The organism is Segatella salivae F0493, assembly GCF_000477535.1.
In the GTDB taxonomy this organism is placed as follows: domain Bacteria; phylum Bacteroidota; class Bacteroidia; order Bacteroidales; family Bacteroidaceae; genus Prevotella; species Prevotella salivae.
Genome location: NZ_AWGW01000025.1, coordinates 146,269 through 165,727 on the forward strand (window position 1 = coordinate 146,269; position 19,459 = coordinate 165,727).

The 19,459-nt window shown below is 42.7% G+C and carries 17 protein-coding genes and 2 tRNA genes; 6 read left to right on the forward strand and 13 right to left on the reverse strand.

The window, feature by feature from the left end:
• Positions 1–2 precede the first annotated feature (2 nt).
• The 3 genes from HMPREF9145_RS08290 to HMPREF9145_RS08300 all read right to left on the reverse strand — a co-directional run bounded on the left by HMPREF9145_RS08290 (position 3) and on the right by HMPREF9145_RS08300 (position 1,661).
• Positions 3–296, reverse strand: coding sequence for a helix-turn-helix domain-containing protein (locus HMPREF9145_RS08290; RefSeq protein ID WP_021825999.1), 294 nt, complete (start codon positions 294–296; stop codon positions 3–5).
• Between the two features lie 124 nt (positions 297–420).
• The gene (locus HMPREF9145_RS08295; protein WP_021825805.1) at positions 421–1,341 is read right to left on the reverse strand and encodes a hypothetical protein; all 921 of its coding nucleotides are present in this window, start codon (positions 1,339–1,341) and stop codon (positions 421–423) included.
• Positions 1,342–1,576: 235 nt separating this feature from the next.
• Positions 1,577–1,661, reverse strand: a tRNA-Leu gene (locus HMPREF9145_RS08300).
• Positions 1,662–1,824: 163 nt separating this feature from the next.
• Between HMPREF9145_RS08300 and HMPREF9145_RS08305 the strand changes: the two genes are divergently transcribed.
• The 4 genes from HMPREF9145_RS08305 to HMPREF9145_RS13490 all read left to right on the forward strand — a co-directional run bounded on the left by HMPREF9145_RS08305 (position 1,825) and on the right by HMPREF9145_RS13490 (position 3,994).
• Positions 1,825–2,919: a mannose-1-phosphate guanylyltransferase gene (locus HMPREF9145_RS08305; protein WP_021825965.1), complete on the forward strand. Its 1,095-nt coding sequence runs from the start codon at positions 1,825–1,827 to the stop codon at positions 2,917–2,919.
• 34 nt (positions 2,920–2,953) lie between these two features.
• The gene (locus tag HMPREF9145_RS08310) at positions 2,954–3,406 is read left to right on the forward strand and encodes a hypothetical protein (protein WP_021825902.1); all 453 of its coding nucleotides are present in this window, start codon (positions 2,954–2,956) and stop codon (positions 3,404–3,406) included.
• A 139-nt stretch (positions 3,407–3,545) separates the two neighbouring features.
• Positions 3,546–3,680 (forward strand): hypothetical protein, encoded by a 135-nt coding sequence (locus tag HMPREF9145_RS14140; protein WP_021825815.1) that lies wholly within the window; start codon positions 3,546–3,548, stop codon positions 3,678–3,680.
• A gap of 53 nt (positions 3,681–3,733) precedes the next feature.
• Entirely contained in the window at positions 3,734–3,994 is a 261-nt protein-coding gene (locus tag HMPREF9145_RS13490) for a tetrahydrofolate synthase (protein WP_155945291.1), read from the forward strand.
• Between the two features lie 573 nt (positions 3,995–4,567).
• On the opposite strand, the gene HMPREF9145_RS14145 is transcribed toward HMPREF9145_RS13490, so the two are convergent.
• Positions 4,568–4,690, reverse strand: coding sequence for a hypothetical protein (locus tag HMPREF9145_RS14145; protein WP_262502506.1), 123 nt, complete (start codon positions 4,688–4,690; stop codon positions 4,568–4,570).
• 126 nt (positions 4,691–4,816) lie between these two features.
• On the opposite strand from HMPREF9145_RS14145, the gene HMPREF9145_RS08320 reads away from it, so the two are divergent.
• Positions 4,817–7,150: a glycoside hydrolase family 3 C-terminal domain-containing protein gene (locus tag HMPREF9145_RS08320; protein WP_021825976.1), complete on the forward strand. Its 2,334-nt coding sequence runs from the start codon at positions 4,817–4,819 to the stop codon at positions 7,148–7,150.
• 255 nt (positions 7,151–7,405) lie between these two features.
• Positions 7,406–10,222: a M16 family metallopeptidase gene (locus HMPREF9145_RS08325; protein WP_021825907.1), complete on the forward strand. Its 2,817-nt coding sequence runs from the start codon at positions 7,406–7,408 to the stop codon at positions 10,220–10,222.
• Between the two features lie 808 nt (positions 10,223–11,030).
• Here HMPREF9145_RS08325 and HMPREF9145_RS12930 read toward each other — a convergent pair.
• The 9 genes from HMPREF9145_RS12930 to HMPREF9145_RS08360 all read right to left on the reverse strand — a co-directional run bounded on the left by HMPREF9145_RS12930 (position 11,031) and on the right by HMPREF9145_RS08360 (position 19,372).
• Positions 11,031–11,306, reverse strand: a complete 276-nt coding sequence (locus tag HMPREF9145_RS12930; protein ID WP_155945292.1) for a tetrahydrofolate synthase — start codon at positions 11,304–11,306, stop codon at positions 11,031–11,033.
• 229 nt (positions 11,307–11,535) lie between these two features.
• Positions 11,536–11,664 (reverse strand): hypothetical protein, encoded by a 129-nt coding sequence (locus tag HMPREF9145_RS14150; RefSeq protein WP_262502507.1) that lies wholly within the window; start codon positions 11,662–11,664, stop codon positions 11,536–11,538.
• A 354-nt stretch (positions 11,665–12,018) separates the two neighbouring features.
• Positions 12,019–12,273, reverse strand: a complete 255-nt coding sequence (locus tag HMPREF9145_RS13735) for a hypothetical protein (RefSeq protein ID WP_196809765.1) — start codon at positions 12,271–12,273, stop codon at positions 12,019–12,021.
• A 360-nt stretch (positions 12,274–12,633) separates the two neighbouring features.
• Positions 12,634–13,551 (reverse strand): hypothetical protein, encoded by a 918-nt coding sequence (locus tag HMPREF9145_RS08335; protein ID WP_155945294.1) that lies wholly within the window; start codon positions 13,549–13,551, stop codon positions 12,634–12,636.
• A gap of 77 nt (positions 13,552–13,628) precedes the next feature.
• The gene (locus HMPREF9145_RS08340) at positions 13,629–14,636 is read right to left on the reverse strand and encodes a hypothetical protein (RefSeq protein WP_231369777.1); all 1,008 of its coding nucleotides are present in this window, start codon (positions 14,634–14,636) and stop codon (positions 13,629–13,631) included.
• Positions 14,637–14,747: 111 nt separating this feature from the next.
• The gene (locus tag HMPREF9145_RS08345; RefSeq protein ID WP_021825837.1) at positions 14,748–15,536 is read right to left on the reverse strand and encodes an ADP-ribosylglycohydrolase family protein; all 789 of its coding nucleotides are present in this window, start codon (positions 15,534–15,536) and stop codon (positions 14,748–14,750) included.
• A 54-nt stretch (positions 15,537–15,590) separates the two neighbouring features.
• A tRNA-Arg gene (locus HMPREF9145_RS08350) sits at positions 15,591–15,662 on the reverse strand.
• Positions 15,663–15,947: 285 nt separating this feature from the next.
• Positions 15,948–17,240, reverse strand: a complete 1,293-nt coding sequence (locus HMPREF9145_RS08355; protein ID WP_007135067.1) for an L-cysteine desulfidase family protein — start codon at positions 17,238–17,240, stop codon at positions 15,948–15,950.
• Positions 17,241–17,242: 2 nt separating this feature from the next.
• Complete coding sequence (locus tag HMPREF9145_RS08360) at positions 17,243–19,372, reverse strand: protein-disulfide reductase DsbD family protein (protein WP_036907106.1); 2,130 nt, start codon at positions 19,370–19,372, stop codon at positions 17,243–17,245.
• Positions 19,373–19,459: the final 87 nt, after the last annotated feature.

Sequence of the window (19,459 nt, forward strand, 5' to 3'; positions counted from 1 at the left end):
CCTTACTTCTGCATTAATGGTTTATTACCCATAATGTATCGCTGGGCTTCTTGGGCTATTTGTGCCGAAGTTTTGATTGGATTCTGCCGTAGCCACGCCTCAAGCTCAGCTTTCTCAAAGTAAAGCATCTTTCCCTGTGGCTTGTAATGCGGTATCAGATTGCCTGATGTGAGTTTGTAGAGATAACTCTTAGAGAGGTTTAAGAACCTGCTGGCTTCTTCGAAGCTCAACACATTCTTATTCATGAAAACCATTTGTTCGAGTTCTTCAACTCGAGTTTCTAATGTCTTGCTCATATTGAAAACATTTTAAATTAAACAATATGAAGGTGCACCTTCGTTAATTATTTGTTAACGAGGGCAAAATTAGAAACGATAAAAGTAAATGACGTTGAGCAATGTTTGAGGTATCAACCTATGCTCAACCTTTTTTCAGTTGTTTGATGTAGTTATCAATGGTTTCCCATCCTTTCGGTTGCTTCATATTGATTTGGTCTGTTGCGGTGGAAAGGTCGGTGCGTGTCAGTGGTGTATCTTTTGTTTTCCCCAAGACAAGTTCATTACGAGCAATCGCAGATTGCCATTCATCAGTAATGAACCTTCGAAGATTAAGGCTTTGCATGAGATATGCCAACTGGCGGTTGTTATTTGATTTTAGAACACCTTTTAGCTTACAAGCAAAGAAGTCTTTGAGTATCTTGGAAGATATGCAAGTTGTAAATAATTGAATTTCGTTGATGCAAGCGGTAAGAATCTCAATTTGCTCGTCTGTAAAATCAGATTGAAATAGATTTGTTCCTTTACCAACGATGACAGGTTTCTTTTTCTGCTCACATGGTTCATCGTTTACCAAGACAGAAGAGCGAGACCGATCGGTTTGTACCTCTGTCAATTCAATTCGTTCTATTTCTGCCATGAGATATTTTGCGTATCGTTCATATAGAATTGCATCAACAAGATACGAGAACATCGGCAGGACATCATTATATAAGGTGTGTGTCTCAATGTATTTCGCATATTCAAATGAAGATACGGAGAAGGAGATATATTTCTGTTTTTGTTCTTTGGTCAGTGATTCAAAGAAAGTACTTTCCCACAAAAAGTCATCATCGTTGTAATATTCCTCTACACATGCAAGAGCAGGATGATTCAGATAAATGGAAGATAGTTCATCGGTTATTCGGATATATTCTTTTTGCAAAATCTCTTTGAACTGTATATTGTTGATGCAACCTTTCTTCCTCAGAATATTTCCAATGAGCACATCGTTGGTCTGAGTAATGCAATAGCTTAATATTCGTTGAATACTGTCAAGCTGTATCTTTAGATTGTCATTTTCCATTTTTACAATTTTCTAAGATAGGTATTGTTTACAAAGATAGGGCATTCGTTGGAGAAAAAGCCAAGAAAGGGAAATAAACAGAATAAAAGGGAAGAGTTGTCGTTAATTAAATATAAATCTGAGTGGCGAGAAACTATAAAAGTATACCTTTCTCATTATATTGTTATATAGTACACTTTTAGTACATGCTGAAAAAGAAAAATCCCTTATAAATCAAAGACTTACAAGGGATTTGTGGTACCCAGACCCGGGATCGAACCGGGATGGATTGCTCCACTGGTGTTTGAGACCAGCGCGTCTACCGATTCCGCCATCTGGGCATGGCCATTTTATAAGACGATGCAAAGGTACATATAATTTCGAAACTACCAAATATTTTGGTTATAAAAGTGTTCTTTTTGTGTAAGGAATCCATAAAAAAGTAAAAAGGCTTTGTCGTTCTGTTTTAATTTCATATCTTCGTAGGAGATAAAGAAACTGACAATGCACAATACCTTAACCGACTTCTACTGTGTTATTCTTGCAGGTGGTAAAGGACGTAGACTCTGGCCATGCAGTAGAGAGCACCTTCCGAAACAATTCATTGATTTTTTTGGCGTGGGACGTACACAGCTTCAACAAGCTTACGACCGCTTTTCAAAGATACTTCCTCAAGCAAATATCTTCATCAACACCAACGAAACCTATCTTGATTTGGTTCATCAGCAATTGCCACATGTATCTGATGACCACATCATGGCAGAGCCAATCTATCGCAATACAGCACCAAGTGTGGCATGGGCCAACCACAGAATTGCTCACATTAACCCTAAAGCTTGCTTGGTTGTTGCACCATCTGACCAGACCGTTCTTAACGAAGAAGTGTTTAAAAACGACCTCTTGGAGGCCTTGTCTTTTGTTCGTGACAACGACTGTTTATTGACTATGGGCGTTAAACCCTCACGACCCGAACCAGGATATGGCTACGTTCAAATTGGTGAACACAGCGGACAAGACGATATTTTCAATGTAAAATCGTTTATAGAAAAGCCAGAACGCGAGTTTGCTCATATGTTAATGGAGAGTGGGGAATGGTATTGGAACACGGGAATCTTCCTTTCTAACGTCAAATTCTTAAAGGAAAGTCTTTGTCAACACCTACCGGCTGTGCTGCGAAACTTTGATAAAGATAACCCCGAATGGACCATTTCTGCCGAAGACGCCTATATGAAAGAGAACTTTCCCTCCTATCCTAACGTCTCAATTGATTACAGTATACTCGAAAAGTCGGACCATGTTTACCTGAAAAAATGTGATTTTGGCTGGGCCGATATGGGCACTTGGCACGGCATTTACGAAGCCATGCAGAAGGCAGATGACGATAACGTGGTCATCAACTCCGACGTTCACTTAGAAAATTCGCATAATAACATTATCAAAGTCCCCAAAGATCGATTTGCTGTTGTCAGTGGATTGGATGGTTATATCGTTGCAGAAGAGGGAAATGTATTGCTCATTTGCAAGAAAGAAGACTCTTCGGCACTCATCCGAAAGTATGTTGCCGAAGTGCAAATCAAGAAGGGAAACGACTTCATCTAAGCCATTCCATTCATCGATATCCATTCTTCTACAAATGATTTCAACGTTTCTTTCATCCATCTTTTGGCTTTTCATCCGCCTGATTACTATTCATACAGGAGCCACATGGCGCTATTTCATCCACCGATTCCTATTGAATGAGCCGTATAGCTATCATGCATTCATGGTCAATGCCCCATTGCTCGACCATGCGAACAGGCCTTACAGAGAGGCTTTTATCACATGGAAAAATCAACAAGATGAACGCAATCGCAAGGCCTTTACACACTTAAATGCGCATCAACAGCATATTCTTGAAATGCTGAAAGCTGAAGGATGTTCCCACGAAGAGGCCATTCAAGACATGGTTTCCGCTGAAGATATCAAAGTTATAGATACAGATGTCTTCCCACGTAACCCCGAATATTTTAGCAATCGGGCTCTCAATGCGGTCATTGGCCTACTCTTTTGGCTCATCCTTTTAGTGATAACAATTTCTATGTGCTAAGCATTCAGCCTCTCATCTCCTCTCCATTTGAGCCTAAAACATGCTTTCAAACCATAGTAAATTAATAGAAAAACAAAGTATTTTTCAAATGGTTATTAGCAAGAAACATAAATATAACAACGAATTTAACGGCTGAATAGTGAAAGAAAGCGCAACACCTACGGCGTTGTTCCCCGCACAACATACGTTAACGCAGGGTAGCCTGCACTATGGTTTGGCAACCCTGGGCTATCAAAGGCGCAACACCTACGGCGTTGAAACGTGCATTTCATAATACAATTAACGCCAACATACGAATAATAAAGAGCAAAATATGCCAATATTTCAATGGATATATCCACTATGATGAGTGCGCTCATCATGCAACGCCGTAGGTGTTATGTCTATCTTCTAATGAGCGTATTTGTCATTATGAATATTTCCAACCCGCAACATCGTATGTATTATGATGCTTACTCGATGAATGTGTTTAACATTGTGAATGTTCTCATCTCGCAACTCGGTACGAGTTGTGTTTTTGATAGCCCGGGGTTAGCGAGGAACGAGCCTACCCCGGGTGAGCGTTCGCAAGGAGATTCAACGCCGTAGGTGTTGAGCTTTTTCTATGAAGGCATTGTTATAATGAAACATTTCATGGTGGATTACGCTTAGAAAGCGTAACACCTACGGCGTTGTTCCCCGCAAACCATACGTTAACCCAGGGTAGCCTGCACTATCGTTTGGCAACCCTGGGCTATCAAAAGCGCAACACCTACGGCGTTGAAATATGCATTTTTCGATACGATTTGTTTCGTCTTACAACTTGATTTAATAGCTTGTCACGCGGAAATAACCATTATCTACGACGTTGATTCAAATAATTTGTGAAACAATATGTATCGGGGCGTAATTTAATATCCAATACCTCGTGCAACAATTTGCACCATTTCACGCGATAATCTGCGTCATTTCATCGTGTAAAATGCGGCAAATTACGCAATGATTTGCCTCAAATCATTTTACCCTTCATTATCAACAACATCACCACCCCTAAATAACCCCATAACCAATTCCTCCATTTCCATGGCTAACCACTCCCCTCTCTCTTCGGAGAGGGGCTGGGGGTGAGGCTTTGTTTCCCATTCTCTATTCTGCAAAAGGGCTGGGGGTGAGGCTTTATTTCTATGCAAGCAATCCATCAATAACCTCACCTTGCGCGCTAATAAAGGGGAAATGGAGGATAACATGAATAGCATAAGTGTAAGGTTTGTTATTTTCTATGGCATAATATGTTATTGAAGGCATAGAATTTAACGTTTGGTTGTAGGATTGCTTCATAAGAATTTTATATCTTTGTCATACGAAATAAATTGCGGATAGATTGGATTATCCCCGCTGAATGAAACGAAACAAACCTAATAACAGCCTAATATGAAAATTAAAACGTTAGCATTAGCAATGACAATGAGCATTACAGCAACGGCACAAACACCGAAGTTGTCGAAAGACAACATTGAGAAGGTGTTGCAAGCCATGACACTTGAAGAGAAAGCCTCACTACTTGTAGGAGGCGAATACGACTTTTGGTCGACCACAGCTGTGGCGGGTAACTCCTCGCATACAGTGCCGGGAGCGGCAGGTTCGACGATAGCTATCCCGCGACTTGGTATTCCTGAGACCATTCTTACAGACGGACCGGCTGGTGTTCGCATTAATCCCACGAGGCCAGAAACCAACAAAACGTTCTATGCAACGGGCTTTCCTGTGGGCTCATGTATTGCTGCTACGTGGAACACGGAACTCGCTTTTAAGGTTGGAAAGGCTATAGGCAGCGAAGTAAAAGCCTATAATTGTGATGTGATTCTTGGTCCGGGAATGAACATTCACCGTAATCCTTTGTGCGGAAGAAACTTTGAATACTACAGCGAAGACCCTCTTTTGACGGGTAAAATCGCTTCGGGCTATGTCAAAGGTGTGCAGAATGAGGGTGCAGGAGTAAGCATAAAGCACTTCGCAGTGAACTCACAAGAGACGAACAGAACGTTTGTTGACGAGATTGTTTCACCGCGTGCAGCTCGCGAAATCTATCTACGTGGCTTTGAAATTGCCGTGAGAGAGAGTCATCCTTGGACTGTAATGTCATCGTATAATCGCATTAATGGGGTCTTCGCTCAAGCCAATCATGACCTCCTAACCAAAGTACTTCGCGACGATTGGGGCTTTAAAGGCATCGTCATGACAGACTGGTGTGGTAAGCGAGAGCAGGCAGGTCTCTACACAATTAATGAGGTAAAGGCTGGTAACGACTTGTTAGAGCCGGGGAGTAAAGAGCAGATTACGGATATTGTTGAAGGCGTAAAGCAAGGTAAACTGAGTATGGAAGACGTGGATAAGTGCGTGCGTCGCATGCTCGAATATATTGTTTTGACTCCTCATTTCAATGGGTATAAGGCCGATAACAACCCAAATCTCAAGGCGAACGCTATCGTAAGCCGAGAAGTTGCAGATGAAGGCATGGTGTTGTTGAAGAACAATGGTGTGCTGCCTCTTGGGGGAAAGACGAAGAAACCGACGCGCGTGTCACTCTATGGCACAGGCTCTTATAACTTCCTTTCAGGCGGAGTAGGTTCTGGTTGCGTGCATACACCTTATATTATAGACCTTGTTCAGGGGCTGAAGAATGTTGGAATCGAAACTACTTCCGACCTAACGGAGATCTATAAAAAGTATATTGACTATGCAAAACTTAAGTTTGAAGCCGATCGTTCGGGTTATCGTTGGTTCGAAGCACCATTGATGGGCGACCAAAAGATGCCCGAAATAGACATCACTCACGAGCTTTTGAAGAAACAACTAAAGCAGTCTGACATGGCAATCATCACGATTTCGCGTCAGGCAGGAGAGGGAATCGACCGAAAGATAGACGGAGAATTTAACCTCACCCCACAGGAAATGAAGATGATTCAGGATGTTTCTACCGCCTATCATGGCGAAAATAAGCCTGTGATTGTTGTCATAAACTCAGGTTCGGTGATAGAAACAACAAGCTGGAGTGCCTATCCAGACGCCATTCTTTTAGCATGGCAGCCTGGCGAAGAGGGTGGAAACAGCGTGGCAGATATATTGACTGGTAAGATATGTCCATCTGGAAGACTCACTATGACCTGGCCTCTTGCAGCCACAGATCACCCATCTACGAAGAACTTTCCACAGGATATAGACCTCTTTACGTATGAAAACCTGGGCTCTGGTGGGGCACCTATTCCTACAAGAAGCTTCACAAAGCACGAAGAAGGCATTTGGATTGGCTACCGATTCTTCGACACTTTCCATCGTCAAGTGGCTTATCCTTTCGGGTATGGACTTAGTTATACGACGTTCGAATATCATGGAATGACCGTGAAACGCAATGGAAACAAGCTCGTGGTTTCAGTCAATGTGAAGAACACCGGCAGTGTAGCGGGAAAGGAAGTTGCCCAAGTTTATGTCGCAGCTCCTAAGGGACGACTCGAAAAACCGGCCAAAGAGCTCAAGGCGTTTGCCAAGACACGTGTGTTGAAGCCCGGCGAATCGCAGACGCTGCAAATGGTGCTTGAGGTGAGAGATCTTGCAAGTTATGATGAAACGAACAATCAATGGTTGGCTGATGCAGGCACTTACACCTTCTTTGTAGGTAGTAATGTTGAGGATATCAAAGGCAAGTCAACCATCAATTTACCACAATATACAGAGAAAACCAGTGCAGCGCTGGCGATGAAAAAATAAGTTTCTTTTACGAAACAAAATCAAAATATAATCCTTTATCCCACCTTTTCTTATTCAATATGAATGGAGAAGTGGGATGAAGGATTTTTATTTACTTACAAAAATCAAAAAAAATCTTTATAAATTGTACAACGATACATTATTTATACTATCTTTGTACTGATTTTCTACAATGGAGTTAATCGGCAAAACGATTCACATCAGCTCGTCGGTTGACTTGACATATCGATTATTTATTAACAAAAACACTTATAAATGAAACTTAAGAATTTATTGGTTGCAGTGCTGTTAACGCTCGCTGGCAATGCTCAGGCGCAGCTACAGATGGCGATTCCAGTAGACAAAGATGTCAGAATAGGTAAGCTTTCGAATGGACTTACCTATTACATCCGCCACAACAACTGGCCGGAAAACCGCGCAAACTTCTACATTGCGCAAAAGGTTGGCTCGATACAAGAGGAAGAAAGCCAGAGAGGTTTAGCCCATTTCTTAGAGCATATGGCTTTTAATGGCTCGGATCACTTTAAGGGTAACAGCCTCATTGAATGGTGTCGGGCAAATGGAATAGAATTCGGTGCAGACTTAAATGCCTATACCAGTATTGATCAAACAGTCTATAATATAGACAATGTGCCTACACAAAGACCCGGAGCTATTGATACTTGTCTTATCATTCTACGCGACTGGTCTACTGGTTTGACACTCGATCAGAAGGAAATCGAAAATGAACGTGGTGTTATTCATGAGGAATGGCGTCTCCGTACAAGTGCTTCGAGTCGAATGTTTGAGCGTAACTTACCCGCTCTTTACCCTGGAAGTAAATATGGTTTGCGTTATCCTATAGGACTAATGAGCGTCGTAGATAACTTTAAACGCAAAGAACTTGTCGACTATTATCATAAGTGGTACCATCCTGATCACCAAGGTTTGATCATCATAGGTAATGTAGATGTTGACAAGGTTGAAGCCCAAATAAAGAAACTTTTCGGTGGAATTAAGAACCCAGATAACGAAGCTCCTATCATAGAAGAGCCTGTTCCAGACAACGCAGAGCCTATAGTTGTTATAGACAAAGATAAGGAAGAGCAAAGCTCCAGCGTTGAAGTGATGTTCAAACATGACGTATTCCCCGATTCACTTAAAGGCACAGTGAACTATCTTGTCTATGGTTTTGTGAACGCAGCTGTAGCTACTATGCTGAACAATCGATACGCAGAAGCCGCTCAAAAGGCTGATTGTCCATTCATAGGTGCCCAAGCTGGTGATGGAGATTATATCTTTGCTAAGACTAAAGACGCTTTTTCCATCAGCGCTTCTCCTAAAGATATTAGCCAAACGGCAGACGCTTTGAAGGCTGCAATGATAGTAGCGCGCCGCGCAGCGGAGTTTGGTTTCACTCCAACAGAATACAATCGATTCAAAGAAAGCTATCTAAGTGGCTTGGATAAGCAATATAGTAACAAGGACAAACGATACAATTCACACTTCTTTTCACAGTATCTTGGCAACTTCTTAAACAACGAACCAATCCCTGATATCGATTATACATATCAGACAATGAAGCAACTTGTGCCGATGATTCCACTCGAAGCAGTGAACCAACAGATTAAAGAACTCATCCCAAGTAACGACAGTAACATGGTCATTATCAACTTTAACAACGAGAAAGAAGGTAATGTTTATCCAACAAAACAACAGTTACTCGGCGCTATAAAGGCTGCACGTGCAGAACAAATCACGGCATACGTTGACAATGTTAAGAACGAACCGCTCATCAAACAATTGCCTCAAGCTGGTAAAATCAAAAAAGAAACCAAGAGCAAGAAGTTTGATTACACTACACTTGAACTCTCCAATGGCGTGAAAGTCATTCTAAAGAAGACCGACTTCAAGAAAGATCAGGTGCTCTTGAATGGCAATGGAGGCAGTGGTTCAACCACCTATGGCTTGAAAGACTTTGCAAACTTCACTACATTTAATGACGTTATAGGCATCAGTGGCCTTGGAAACTTCTCAAGTACTGAACTCCAAAAGGCACTCGCAGGCAAGATTGCAAACGCTAATCTGACTATGGGCGAACGCAAAATGGGCATCAGTGGTAGTGCAACACCTAAGGATGTAGAAACCATGTTGCAAATGGTTTATCTCTATTTCACTAATATAAAGAAGGACAACGATGCCTATAATACGCTCATTCAGCAATATGAAGTAGGATTAAAGAATAGAGATCTCTCTCCCGAAACAGCCTTTAGTGACTCTCTTACGGCTACACTCTACGGACATAATCCAAGACTTGCCCCGCTGGTTTACAAGGATTTGAAAGACATTAACTATGACCGCATCCTGCAAATGGCTAAAGAACGCACCGCAAGTGCACGTGGATGGGAGTTCATGATCATAGGAAACTACGACGAGAATACTATCCGTCCGCTCATCTGTAAGTATCTCGGCGCCTTGCCAGCAAAGGCAAACAATGTCGCTTCTAAACGTGAAAGTAAGATGGTAACTGGCCAGATTGAGAACATCTTTACACGTAAGATGGAGACACCAAAGGCCAATGCTTACATGGTATGGCATAACGAAAACCTTCCGTTTACACTTGAAAAGAGCATCCAAATGGATATGGCTGGTCAGGTGCTTTCAATGATTTATTTGAAAGAAATACGTGAAGAAGCGAGCGCAGCTTACTCATGTGGTGCATATTCTGGAGCCTCTTTATCAGATGATGGCTATAAGTCTTACCAGATGATTGGTGTTTGCCCAATGAAGCCAGAGAAGCGAGAGATTGCCTTAAAGATTATGACTGACGAGGCAAACAAGCTTGCAACGTCTTGCAATCCAGAGATGTTGGCAAAGGTAAAGACCTTGATGTTGAAGCAAATCGACGACAAAGTAAAGACCAACGGCTTCTGGAATGGCACAATTCATAACTATGATAAGCTCGGAATTGATACTTATACAGACTATAAGAAACTTGTCGAGGCACAGACGCCTGAAAGTGTTTCTGCATTCGTTAAAGCTTTCTTAGCATCTGGAAGCAAGATTACCGTTGTGATGTTGCCACAAGAATAAACCATTCTTTCATAGATATAACAAAAGGTCGGGCATGAAAATGCCCGACCTTTCCTTTTTGTTGGGGGGATGGAATGGGAGAAATAAAGCCTCTCCCCCAACCCCTCTCCGAAGAGAGAGGGGAGTAATTAGCCATGGAAATGAAGGGAGTTGTTTGGGGGTTATTTAGGAGTGACGATGATGTTGATAATAAAGCGTAAAATAATGTAAGGCAAACAAAGCCGAGACACCAGCGCCTTTCAGCCTCACCCCCAGCCCTTTGCTTTCCTCGTTTCGCAAGCTTCACGAACAGCGACCTATGGTTCCCCGAAGAGGGAGGGGAGTAATTAGCCATGGAAATGGAGGAGGTTATTTGAGGGTTGATTGTGGATGGTGATATGGTTGATAATAAAGCGTAAAATGATTCAATGTAAATCATCGCGTAATATGCCGCGTTTTACACGATGAAATGACATGAATTATCGTATAAAATGGTACAAATTGTTGCATAAGGTATTGGATATTGAATTATGCCTCGATGCATATCGTTTGACAAATCATTTAACCCCATGTTGTTGATAATGTTTATTTCCACGTGACAAGCCCGTAAATCATGTTGTAATACGAAAGAAATTGTATCGGAAAATACATGTTTCAACGCCGTAGGTGTTGCGCTTTTGATAGCCCAGGGTTGCCAAACGATAGTGCAGGCTACCCTGGGTTAGTGTGTGGTTTGTGGGGAACAACGCCGTAGGTGTTGAGTTTTTTCGGATTAATCCGCCATAAAAAGTTTCATTGGTAGCATGCCTTCACAGAAAAAGCTCAACACCTACGGCGTTGAATCTCCTTGCGGTCGTTTACCTGGGGTAGGCTCGTTCCTTGCTAACCCCGGGCTATCAAAAACACAACTCGTACCGAGTTGCGAGATGAGAACATTCACAATGTTAAACACATTCATTGAGTAATCATCATTATACACACGATGTTGCGGGTTGGAAATATTCATAATGACAAATACGCTCATTAGAAGATAGACATAACAACTACGGCGTTGCATGGTGAGCGCATTCATATGGTAGATGTATCCATTGAAATAATGGTACATTTGGGCATTTATTTATTCGCATATTGGCATCAATTGTTTTACAAAATGCACGTTTCAACGCCGTAGGTGTTGCGCTTTTGATAGCCCAGGGTTGCCAAACGATAGTGTAGGCTACCCTGGGTTAACGTATGTTGTGCGTGGAACAACGCCATAGGTGTTGTGCTTTTTTTGATTAATCCGCCATAAAAGGTTTCATTATAAGCGTGCCTTCATAGAAAAAGCTCAACACCTACGGCGCTGAATCTCCTTGCGAACGTTGACCTGGGGTAGGCTCGTCCCTCGCCAACCCCGGGCTATCAAAAACACAACTCGTACCGAGTTGCCCCATGAGAACAGTCACAATGTTAAACACATTCATTGAGTAATCATCATAATACATACGATGTCACGGGTTGGAAATATTCATAATGACAAATACGCTCATTAGAAGATAGACATAACACCGACGGAGTTGCGTGGTGAGAGCATTCATCATAGTAGATGTATCCATTGAAATATTGGTGCATTTTAGCGTTAATTGTATTATGAAATGAACGTTTCAACGCCGTAGGTGTTGCGTTTTTGATAGCCCAGGGTTGCCAAACGATAGCGCAGGCTACCCTGGGTTAGCGTATAATTTGTGGGAACAACGCCATAGGTGTTACGCTTTCTAAGCGTAATCCGCCATGAAATGTTTCATTATAACAATGCCTTCATAGAAAAAGCTCAACACCTACGGCGTTGAATCTCCATGCAAATGTTTACCCGGGGTAGGCTCGTTCCTCGCCAACCCCGGGCTATCAAAGGAACAACTCGTACCGAGTTGCAACATGAGGGCATTTATATTGCGAAATTCATCCATTGGGATAATGGCGCAATACCAACGCAGTTGCGAGATGAAACAATTGTGAGGGTGGCGTGGTTGATAGTGAAAGGGGAAATGGTGTAAGGCAAACAAAGCCGAGACACCAGCGATTTTCAGCCTCATCCGCAGTTACTTCGTGGAATGGGGAGAGGGAAATAAAGCCTCACCCCCAGCCCTTTGCTTTCCTCGTTTCGCAGACTTCACGAACAGCGACCTATGGTTCTCCGAAGAGAGAGGGAAATAGTTAGCCGTGGAAATGAAGCGAGTAGTTTTAGGATTATTTAGGGGCAATGATGTTGTTGCTAATTAAATGTAAAATGATTTGCGTCATTTCATTGTGTAAAATACGGCAAAACACAGGGTCATTTGACGCAAATTACCGCCTAAAATGACGCAAATCACAAGGCGAAATGGCGCAGATGGCGAGGCTTATTGTGTCACTTTGCGTTCTCTTTTGCCTTTACTCATGTAACAATCTGATTCTCAATCTGATATAGAATAAAAGATTCCGCGTCTGAATTGAATGTTCTTCTTACTGATAACGACTTCCTTTCCGTTGTGAACGATTGTTTTATTGAGCGTGATTTGACCGCCTTTATTGACCTTGAAATGTAGAAAGCTGTTCTCTTCTTTACCTTTCCACAGGATGGTTTGGGCCGAGTAAATAAGTAAATTCTCTGTAAGTTTGCCTTGCTTATCTATCGAACATAAGAAGAAACGCCCCTCGCCAACCGCATTATTGCCACAAACCAGGAGGAGACGATAGCCATCTACCGCAGGCAGTTGAGCCACATGGCAGTTTGAAAGGTCTGTTTCGGCGTCGACATAGGTCTTTAACAACGGCATAAGCGCCTTGTCGGGAGTGGCTGTTCCGTTCATATCCATGATGAAATCATAGCTATATTCTAATGGAAGCGATAGCATTGGAAGCTGTGAGAGCAGTTTTTCTGCACGCTCATGTTGGGCAGCTGTAGACTTTATTCCTAAGCAGTTGGTCACATAGTCCTCATATTTTGCCTTGTCATATCGCAATAAAGTGGGCGTGTCGGGGTCGTTAGTGATATCCTTTAAGCATCTGTTCTTCGTGTCAAGCAATAGCCAACCTTGCGTGCTTTCGCTGTTCGCGCCGTGTTCTTTGGCATATAAGCGGATGGCATAAACACCATTTTGTCGCTTTTCGGCTATCTCGGCATGCATCGTTTTCTTGTTGAAAGGCGTGTTGAAATTGGGACATGAGCGCACCAACTGCATGAGTTTTTCGTCACAAGAGAGAGGTTTTGCTGTTTGTTGCTGCACCTTTGGTGTGCTTGGTGCAGTCGTATTTTGCCCTAAGTCCATACAGGTGGCGCTTAGGAATAGCACTGAAAGTGAAATCAATCCCATCATTTTATAAGCTATCATAAGTTTATTTTAGGCTTTGTTTTATACTATATGGCTTACGTTTACAGGCTTATCATGGTTTCATAAGCCCTCATTCACTACTTCAACATATAGAAATCTCCCTGTTTGTTGAGGCGATAAACGAGGATTTTAGCTTTCTTTCCTTCAGTTGTTTTAATGTAAATAGTGCCATCAGAGAAGATAGCGAAGTCTTCTTTTGTGTCATTATACGAACAGAAAGCGTCGACTTGAAGACAATTGTCATAATCTATCACACCACGTTTCATGGCATAAATCAAGAACTCATCATCCTCATTATAGTTGTAACAAGCAAAGATGGGGAAGCTGTTAAAGCCGGGTAACTTCTCAAAGAAGAAGCCGCCATCGACTGGCATGTCTTCAATTCGGTCGAAAGATGCCATTTTCAGAGGCTCTTTCCATTGGCGAATGTGGTATGTTTTGGCACGTTCGCTACTGCCTTCTTTTTCAAAATCCTTATACATGTCGGCCATTGTATAGACCAATTTAGCCTTAGCATCGGGCTTTCCCTGGTCTTTTTGCCGAATATATTTATAGATAGCAATCGACCCTTTGTGGTAGAGTGTGAGATAATCTCCCGTGTAAACATATTGCAGTTTGTCGCTATAAAGGTCGTGCTTTGAGGCCTTTAATTGCAACACAGGCATCGTTTTAGAAAATTGAAGGCCTCGATAGGTGAGATACTTATACAGGAAGTTGAAGCAAGAAGACTGCTTATTCATCGTTTGCAGACTGCATTCTGCACGCTTCACCCTAAACTTTCGTCCATTCAGGAAAAGCAAACTATCGCCTGAAAGCTGAATCTTCATGTTTTGAAATAAGCGTGTTGTCGCCTCGTTTGCTTTATCGTTAGGCGAATAATCGGTAATAAAGTTCCAACAATCTTTAGGTTGATAGGTTTTAAGGGCATAGGCTGCATGCACCTTTTCCCATTGTTTGGCTGTCATGTAATGCTGTTGTTGCTGTGGGGTTTCAGCCTTCTTTGCGGTTGAAATCATATTCTTTCCATGACCAACCCATGGCATAAAAAGGCTCACAAGGAGCAAAATAATACTTTTTCTTATCATGTTTGTTGAGTAAAAATTAATATTCAAGTTCATAAAATTATGTGTTTCATCTCCTGTTTAACGTCAAACGAGGGCATTGAAGAGATGAGTTGATGCGCGAAAGCTATGATTTTAGAGTTCACTTTGTATTCTATCATAAAACTGTGTGATGACATCCAGCATGTCATCCGGTAGATACGAGTAGGCCTTTTCTATCATTTCTTCTGGTATTTCATAGTAAGATTCCGCGATGGATCCACATATATTTGCCTTGGTATCTGTATCTCCTCCCACGGCAACGGCATAGCGAATAGCGTCTTCAAAGCTATTACTTTCGAGGAAACAACGTATGGCATAGGGCACCGTTTCATTGCAAAGACCGTCAAAGTGGTTTTCACTTCCAATCTTATAGATGTCTTTTAACGGCATCATTCGATAGCCGAAGTTACGCTTTACGGCACTTTCTATCTCGTCTTTTGTAATGCGACACGTGCGAAGCCAATAGATTAAAGTCGCTACACACTGTGCTCCGTTGATGCCATCTGGGTGATTATGCGACACGGCGGCACATGCTTCGGCCTCGCGAAGTACGTCTTTGTATTCGTCAAAGAGCCAGCCAACAGGACTCACTCTCATAGCCGATCCATTGCCACTACTGCCATATGGTTGCGGATTTTCACTATCAATCCAGCGCTGAAACAGGCTTCCATAGCCTCCCTTTGGCGTTGGATAACGTCGACACCACTCATGAATCGTTTCACGATATGGCTTATTATTGAGGATAGCATCAGCCACTGCTACGGTACAAATTGTGTCATCTGTGAAGTCACAATCAGGCGTAAATAATTCAAAATCGAATGTAGTTTGCTTTGAAAACTCAAAGCGTGAACCAACAATATCACCTATAATAGCTCCAAGCATGATATTAATGATTGTTTGGATTAAACTGATTTATAGAGCCAAGGCTCAAGAAAGTGGTCTCACCGAGAATCGAACTCGGATCTAATCTTTAGGAGAGACTTGTTCTATCCATTGAACTATGAGACCCCATTACCTTTTATTCATGGTGCAAAGAGATTGCCAATGAGTGCAGAGTGAACTTGTTCAACTATGCCGAGTGCAGCTATCTCTTATGCAAAGAGATTGCCAATGAGCGCAGAGTGAACTTGTTCAACTATGCCGAGTGCAGCTATCTCTTATGCAAAGGTACAATAATTTGGAAAAAGAATGCCACTTTCAAGCTATTAATTTGCACTTTCCCATGATCAAATCCCTTCTTTATGATTGAATGTTTGGTATGATATCGCACTATATGTGCTTTGCCTTTACCACCTAACAGCCTTGCTTACTCGTCATGATTCGAAGCACCATATCGTCTGTTGTGCACATAGCTTCCTTGCCAATACTGGTTAAATTATGGATGCTTCGGTCCACACATTCGTCAATAATGCCTTCAGCGGCGGTGACATGTCGGCCTTCTCGTGCTAAGAGAGCACTCAAAAGAGCCGTACTTACGCCTGAACATATCTTCAAAGAACAGCTTGGTTTCGCTCCATCGCATATCATTCCAGTAAGATTTGCAATCATATTCTTCACGGCATGGCATACATCTTGGTAGGTGCCTCCCATGAGATAAGTGATTCCACAGCTACTACCTATACTGGCAACTACGCATCCACATAACGCACTTAGCTTGCCAAGACTTTGTTTTATGTATATAGCGGTGAGGTGACTTAACGTCAAAGCACGAATCAATTCCTCTTCCGTGTTCTCGTTTTCTTCGGCATATATGGCCACGGGATTAGTTGCACAGATGCCTTGATTGCCTGAACCTGAGTTACTCATCACGGGAATCATCGCCCCACCCATACGCGCATCACAAGCTGAAGCGGTTGTAGCGATGATGTGAGAAAAGATACTATTGCCGAAGATTCCATGGCTTAGAGGACGATCCATGGTCTTACCGAGGCAATGACCATAGTTCCCTTTGCGGCTCTCTTGAGCCGCACGAAGGTTATATTCCTTTGTCTTTAGGATGAAACTCAATTCATTTATGGGGCTCGTCATAGCGAAATCCCACACCAATTTCATGTTAAGTTGGATGTCGTTTTCTTCGCTTTCGTCTCCACTTTTGTGGCGTTTGTCAAACAAGACTTCATCATCTTTCGATGCAAAGACAAAGCAGGTATGTGCTCCCGAGATAATGGTTGTAGCTTGATGTCCTTCACTTTCTACTGTCACTTCCACATAAAGTTTCTCTGTATTGTTCTCTTTCAGCCCAATACAAATGCGGTTTTCGGCCACAAACTGCTTGCCGGCTGCGAGTGATTCGGGTGTAAGGTCCTTGATAACTTCAAGCTGATAGGCGCTCTTTCCTATCAAACTACCGAGTGAAACAGCGATAGGTAACCCTATCATTCCAGTGCCGGGAATCCCCACTCCCATTGCGTTTTTCAGGATGTTTGCGCTTAACAACACCTTGATGTGTGTGGGCTTGCACCCCAAAAGCTCTGTAGCCTTCGCCGTACATAAGGCAACTGACATTGGCTCTGTACACCCAACAGCCGGTACAACCTCACGATTGATGAGGTCAAGGATAGCTTTACGCGTTTCGTTTTCAAGCATATTTAATTGTTTTTCTGCTCTTTTTTGTAAGCGTCAAGACCCTTTTGCAGGAACTTTATGTATGCAGGTATGTCCTCATTATATGAATAACTGCCCACAAGAGGATTGCCTTCGTTGTCTACTGGCACATAGAATGGTTGCGTGTTTGCACCGAACTTACTGCGTTGTAGATAGCTCCACTTGTCGGCAATCGTACGGAGTATGCGTGTCTCTCCATTCTCTTTGACACTTATTTCTTCAGGAAGTTTCGTGTGATCATCTACATAAAGTGAGATAAGCACATAGTCTTTCTCCAACAATTCCATAACGCGTGGGTCGGTCCAAACGGCAGATTCCATCTTACGACAATTCGTACAACCATATCCTGTGAAGTCAATTAGCACGGGTTTATGCATGGCTTTCGCCGCCGCCATACCTGCTTCATAATCTGTATACTGTGCCTTTACCACCTTAGTATTAAGATTAAAGTCCTGAGTTTCCATTGGAGGAGCGAACGCACTGGCTGCCTTGACGGGCGCACCCCATAGTCCCGGCACCAAATATACAGAGAAAGCAAGTGAACAAAGGCCCAACATGATGCAAGGAACTGGCATTGGTTTTTGAATATCTCCACCGATTGCATCGCTTTGGAACTTAAGTTTTCCAATGAGATATAGGCCAAGTGCGGCGAAGAGTACTATCCAAATAGCCAGGAAAGCCTCACGACTTAGCAGGTGCCAATGCGATGCCATGTCGGCAACGCTTAGGAATTTAAGAGAGAAAGCCAATTCAATGAAACCGAGAACTATCTTGATAGTGTTCATCCATGAACCCGACTTTGGAGCGCTTTTCAGCCAACTTGGGAACATGGCAAATAGTGTAAACGGCAAAGCTAAAGCCACTGCAAAGCCAAACATGCCAAAGGCTGGACCAAGAATCGAACCAGATGTGGTAGAGGCTACAAGCAAAAAGCCGATGATTGGGCCTGTACATGAGAAGCTAACCAACGTCAATGTGAACGCCATTAGAAAGATAGAGAGCAGTCCTGTGGTTGAAGATGCCTTCGAATCAACCGCATTTCCCCACTTCTCGGGTAGCTTAATCTCAAACCATCCGAAGAAACTGAGGGCGAAAACCACAAGCATCAAGAAGAAGAACACATTGAAGAAGGGCTTTGTTGACCATGCATTCAGCGCCGAAGCACCAAAGAGTTTCGTCACCGCTAAACCCAAAATGAGATAGATAACGACTATAGATATACCATAAGTGATGGCATCTCGTATGCCTTTTCGACGGTCGTCTTTTGCTCGTTTGAGGAAGAAACTCACGGTCATCGGTATAATCGGCCACACACAAGGCGTGAACAAAGCGAGCAATCCGCCCAAAAAGCCCATCATAAAGATATAGGCCCAGCTCTGGTTTTCAACGCCTTTGTCTCCGTTTAACGCCTGAATCTCCTTGATAACAGGCTTCCACAATGCTGCTTTATCAGCCTTAGTGAGCGACGAAGAGGCTGCAGCAGCTACACGAGCCGCACTATCTTGCTGCATCTGTGCAATGCTATTAACCTGCGATTCGGCCACATTGCCCATCTCTTCTGCCTTTCCTGGGTCTGCAGTTTTTGACATATCACTCAAAGCTTCTCCTTGAGTAGCTCCCTTTTCTGCTTCAGCTTTGGCATCTTTTCCTGCTGCTACAGCCGGACTTTTGCCCGATTTTGAAATGTCAACACTTGTTGGTGGCATGCAGTTTTGGTCGTTACAAGCCCCATATTCCAAGTAACCTTTCAGCACAAAGTCAGGCTTTGTAAACCTCACTTTCTGTGTAAAAGTCACGCTATGTTCAAAATATCGCAGCGTCGTTTCAAAGTTCTTGTCGTATGCAGAGATTTCATTTCCGTGGGCTTGAAGCTTTCCTACAAGCTCAACGCCATCCATTTTGGTCGCTGTATACGTAGCCGATGTCGGTCCATCTGCCCCAAGTCGCGTGGAGTATACATGCCAACCGGCTGCTATTTTCGCTGTAAACACAATCTCAGCTTCAGCCGTTTTGCCCGTCTTTAGTTGTGCGGTGAACTTCACGGGAGACTGAATCTGCGCACTCGCTACAATGACCATCAGTAGCAAAATGCCTGTAGATAATATTCTTCTCATATCATTTTTCAATCTAAGTATATTGTGCAAATATAATAAAATTTTTTCAATTGTTCTTCAAAACCAATTCTTTTTCATGAGATAAAG

What these genes read in the sequence shown, in the direction of transcription:
- HMPREF9145_RS13490 (WP_155945291.1), top strand. Translation starts at nt 3,734, where the DNA reads ATGGATATATCCACTATGATGAGTGCGCTCATCATGCAACGCCGTAGG.
- HMPREF9145_RS08320 (WP_021825976.1), top strand. Translation starts at nt 4,817, where the DNA reads ATGAAAATTAAAACGTTAGCATTAGCAATGACAATGAGCATTACAGCA.
- HMPREF9145_RS08340 (WP_231369777.1), bottom strand. Translation starts at nt 14,636, where the DNA reads ATGATAAGAAAAAGTATTATTTTGCTCCTTGTGAGCCTTTTTATGCCA.
- HMPREF9145_RS13735 (WP_196809765.1), bottom strand. Translation starts at nt 12,273, where the DNA reads ATGAGGCTGAAAATCGCTGGTGTCTCGGCTTTGTTTGCCTTACACCAT.
- HMPREF9145_RS08290 (WP_021825999.1), bottom strand. Translation starts at nt 296, where the DNA reads ATGAGCAAGACATTAGAAACTCGAGTTGAAGAACTCGAACAAATGGTT.
- HMPREF9145_RS08355 (WP_007135067.1), bottom strand. Translation starts at nt 17,240, where the DNA reads ATGCTTGAAAACGAAACGCGTAAAGCTATCCTTGACCTCATCAATCGT.
- HMPREF9145_RS08310 (WP_021825902.1), top strand. Translation starts at nt 2,954, where the DNA reads ATGATTTCAACGTTTCTTTCATCCATCTTTTGGCTTTTCATCCGCCTG.
- HMPREF9145_RS14145 (WP_262502506.1), bottom strand. Translation starts at nt 4,690, where the DNA reads ATGCCTTCAATAACATATTATGCCATAGAAAATAACAAACCTTACACT.
- HMPREF9145_RS08335 (WP_155945294.1), bottom strand. Translation starts at nt 13,551, where the DNA reads ATGATAGCTTATAAAATGATGGGATTGATTTCACTTTCAGTGCTATTC.
- HMPREF9145_RS08360 (WP_036907106.1), bottom strand. Translation starts at nt 19,372, where the DNA reads ATGAGAAGAATATTATCTACAGGCATTTTGCTACTGATGGTCATTGTA.
- HMPREF9145_RS08345 (WP_021825837.1), bottom strand. Translation starts at nt 15,536, where the DNA reads ATGCTTGGAGCTATTATAGGTGATATTGTTGGTTCACGCTTTGAGTTT.
- HMPREF9145_RS08325 (WP_021825907.1), top strand. Translation starts at nt 7,406, where the DNA reads ATGAAACTTAAGAATTTATTGGTTGCAGTGCTGTTAACGCTCGCTGGC.
- HMPREF9145_RS12930 (WP_155945292.1), bottom strand. Translation starts at nt 11,306, where the DNA reads ATGTACCATTATTTCAATGGATACATCTACCATATGAATGCGCTCACC.
- HMPREF9145_RS08305 (WP_021825965.1), top strand. Translation starts at nt 1,825, where the DNA reads ATGCACAATACCTTAACCGACTTCTACTGTGTTATTCTTGCAGGTGGT.
- HMPREF9145_RS14150 (WP_262502507.1), bottom strand. Translation starts at nt 11,664, where the DNA reads ATGAATGTGTTTAACATTGTGACTGTTCTCATGGGGCAACTCGGTACG.
- HMPREF9145_RS08295 (WP_021825805.1), bottom strand. Translation starts at nt 1,341, where the DNA reads ATGGAAAATGACAATCTAAAGATACAGCTTGACAGTATTCAACGAATA.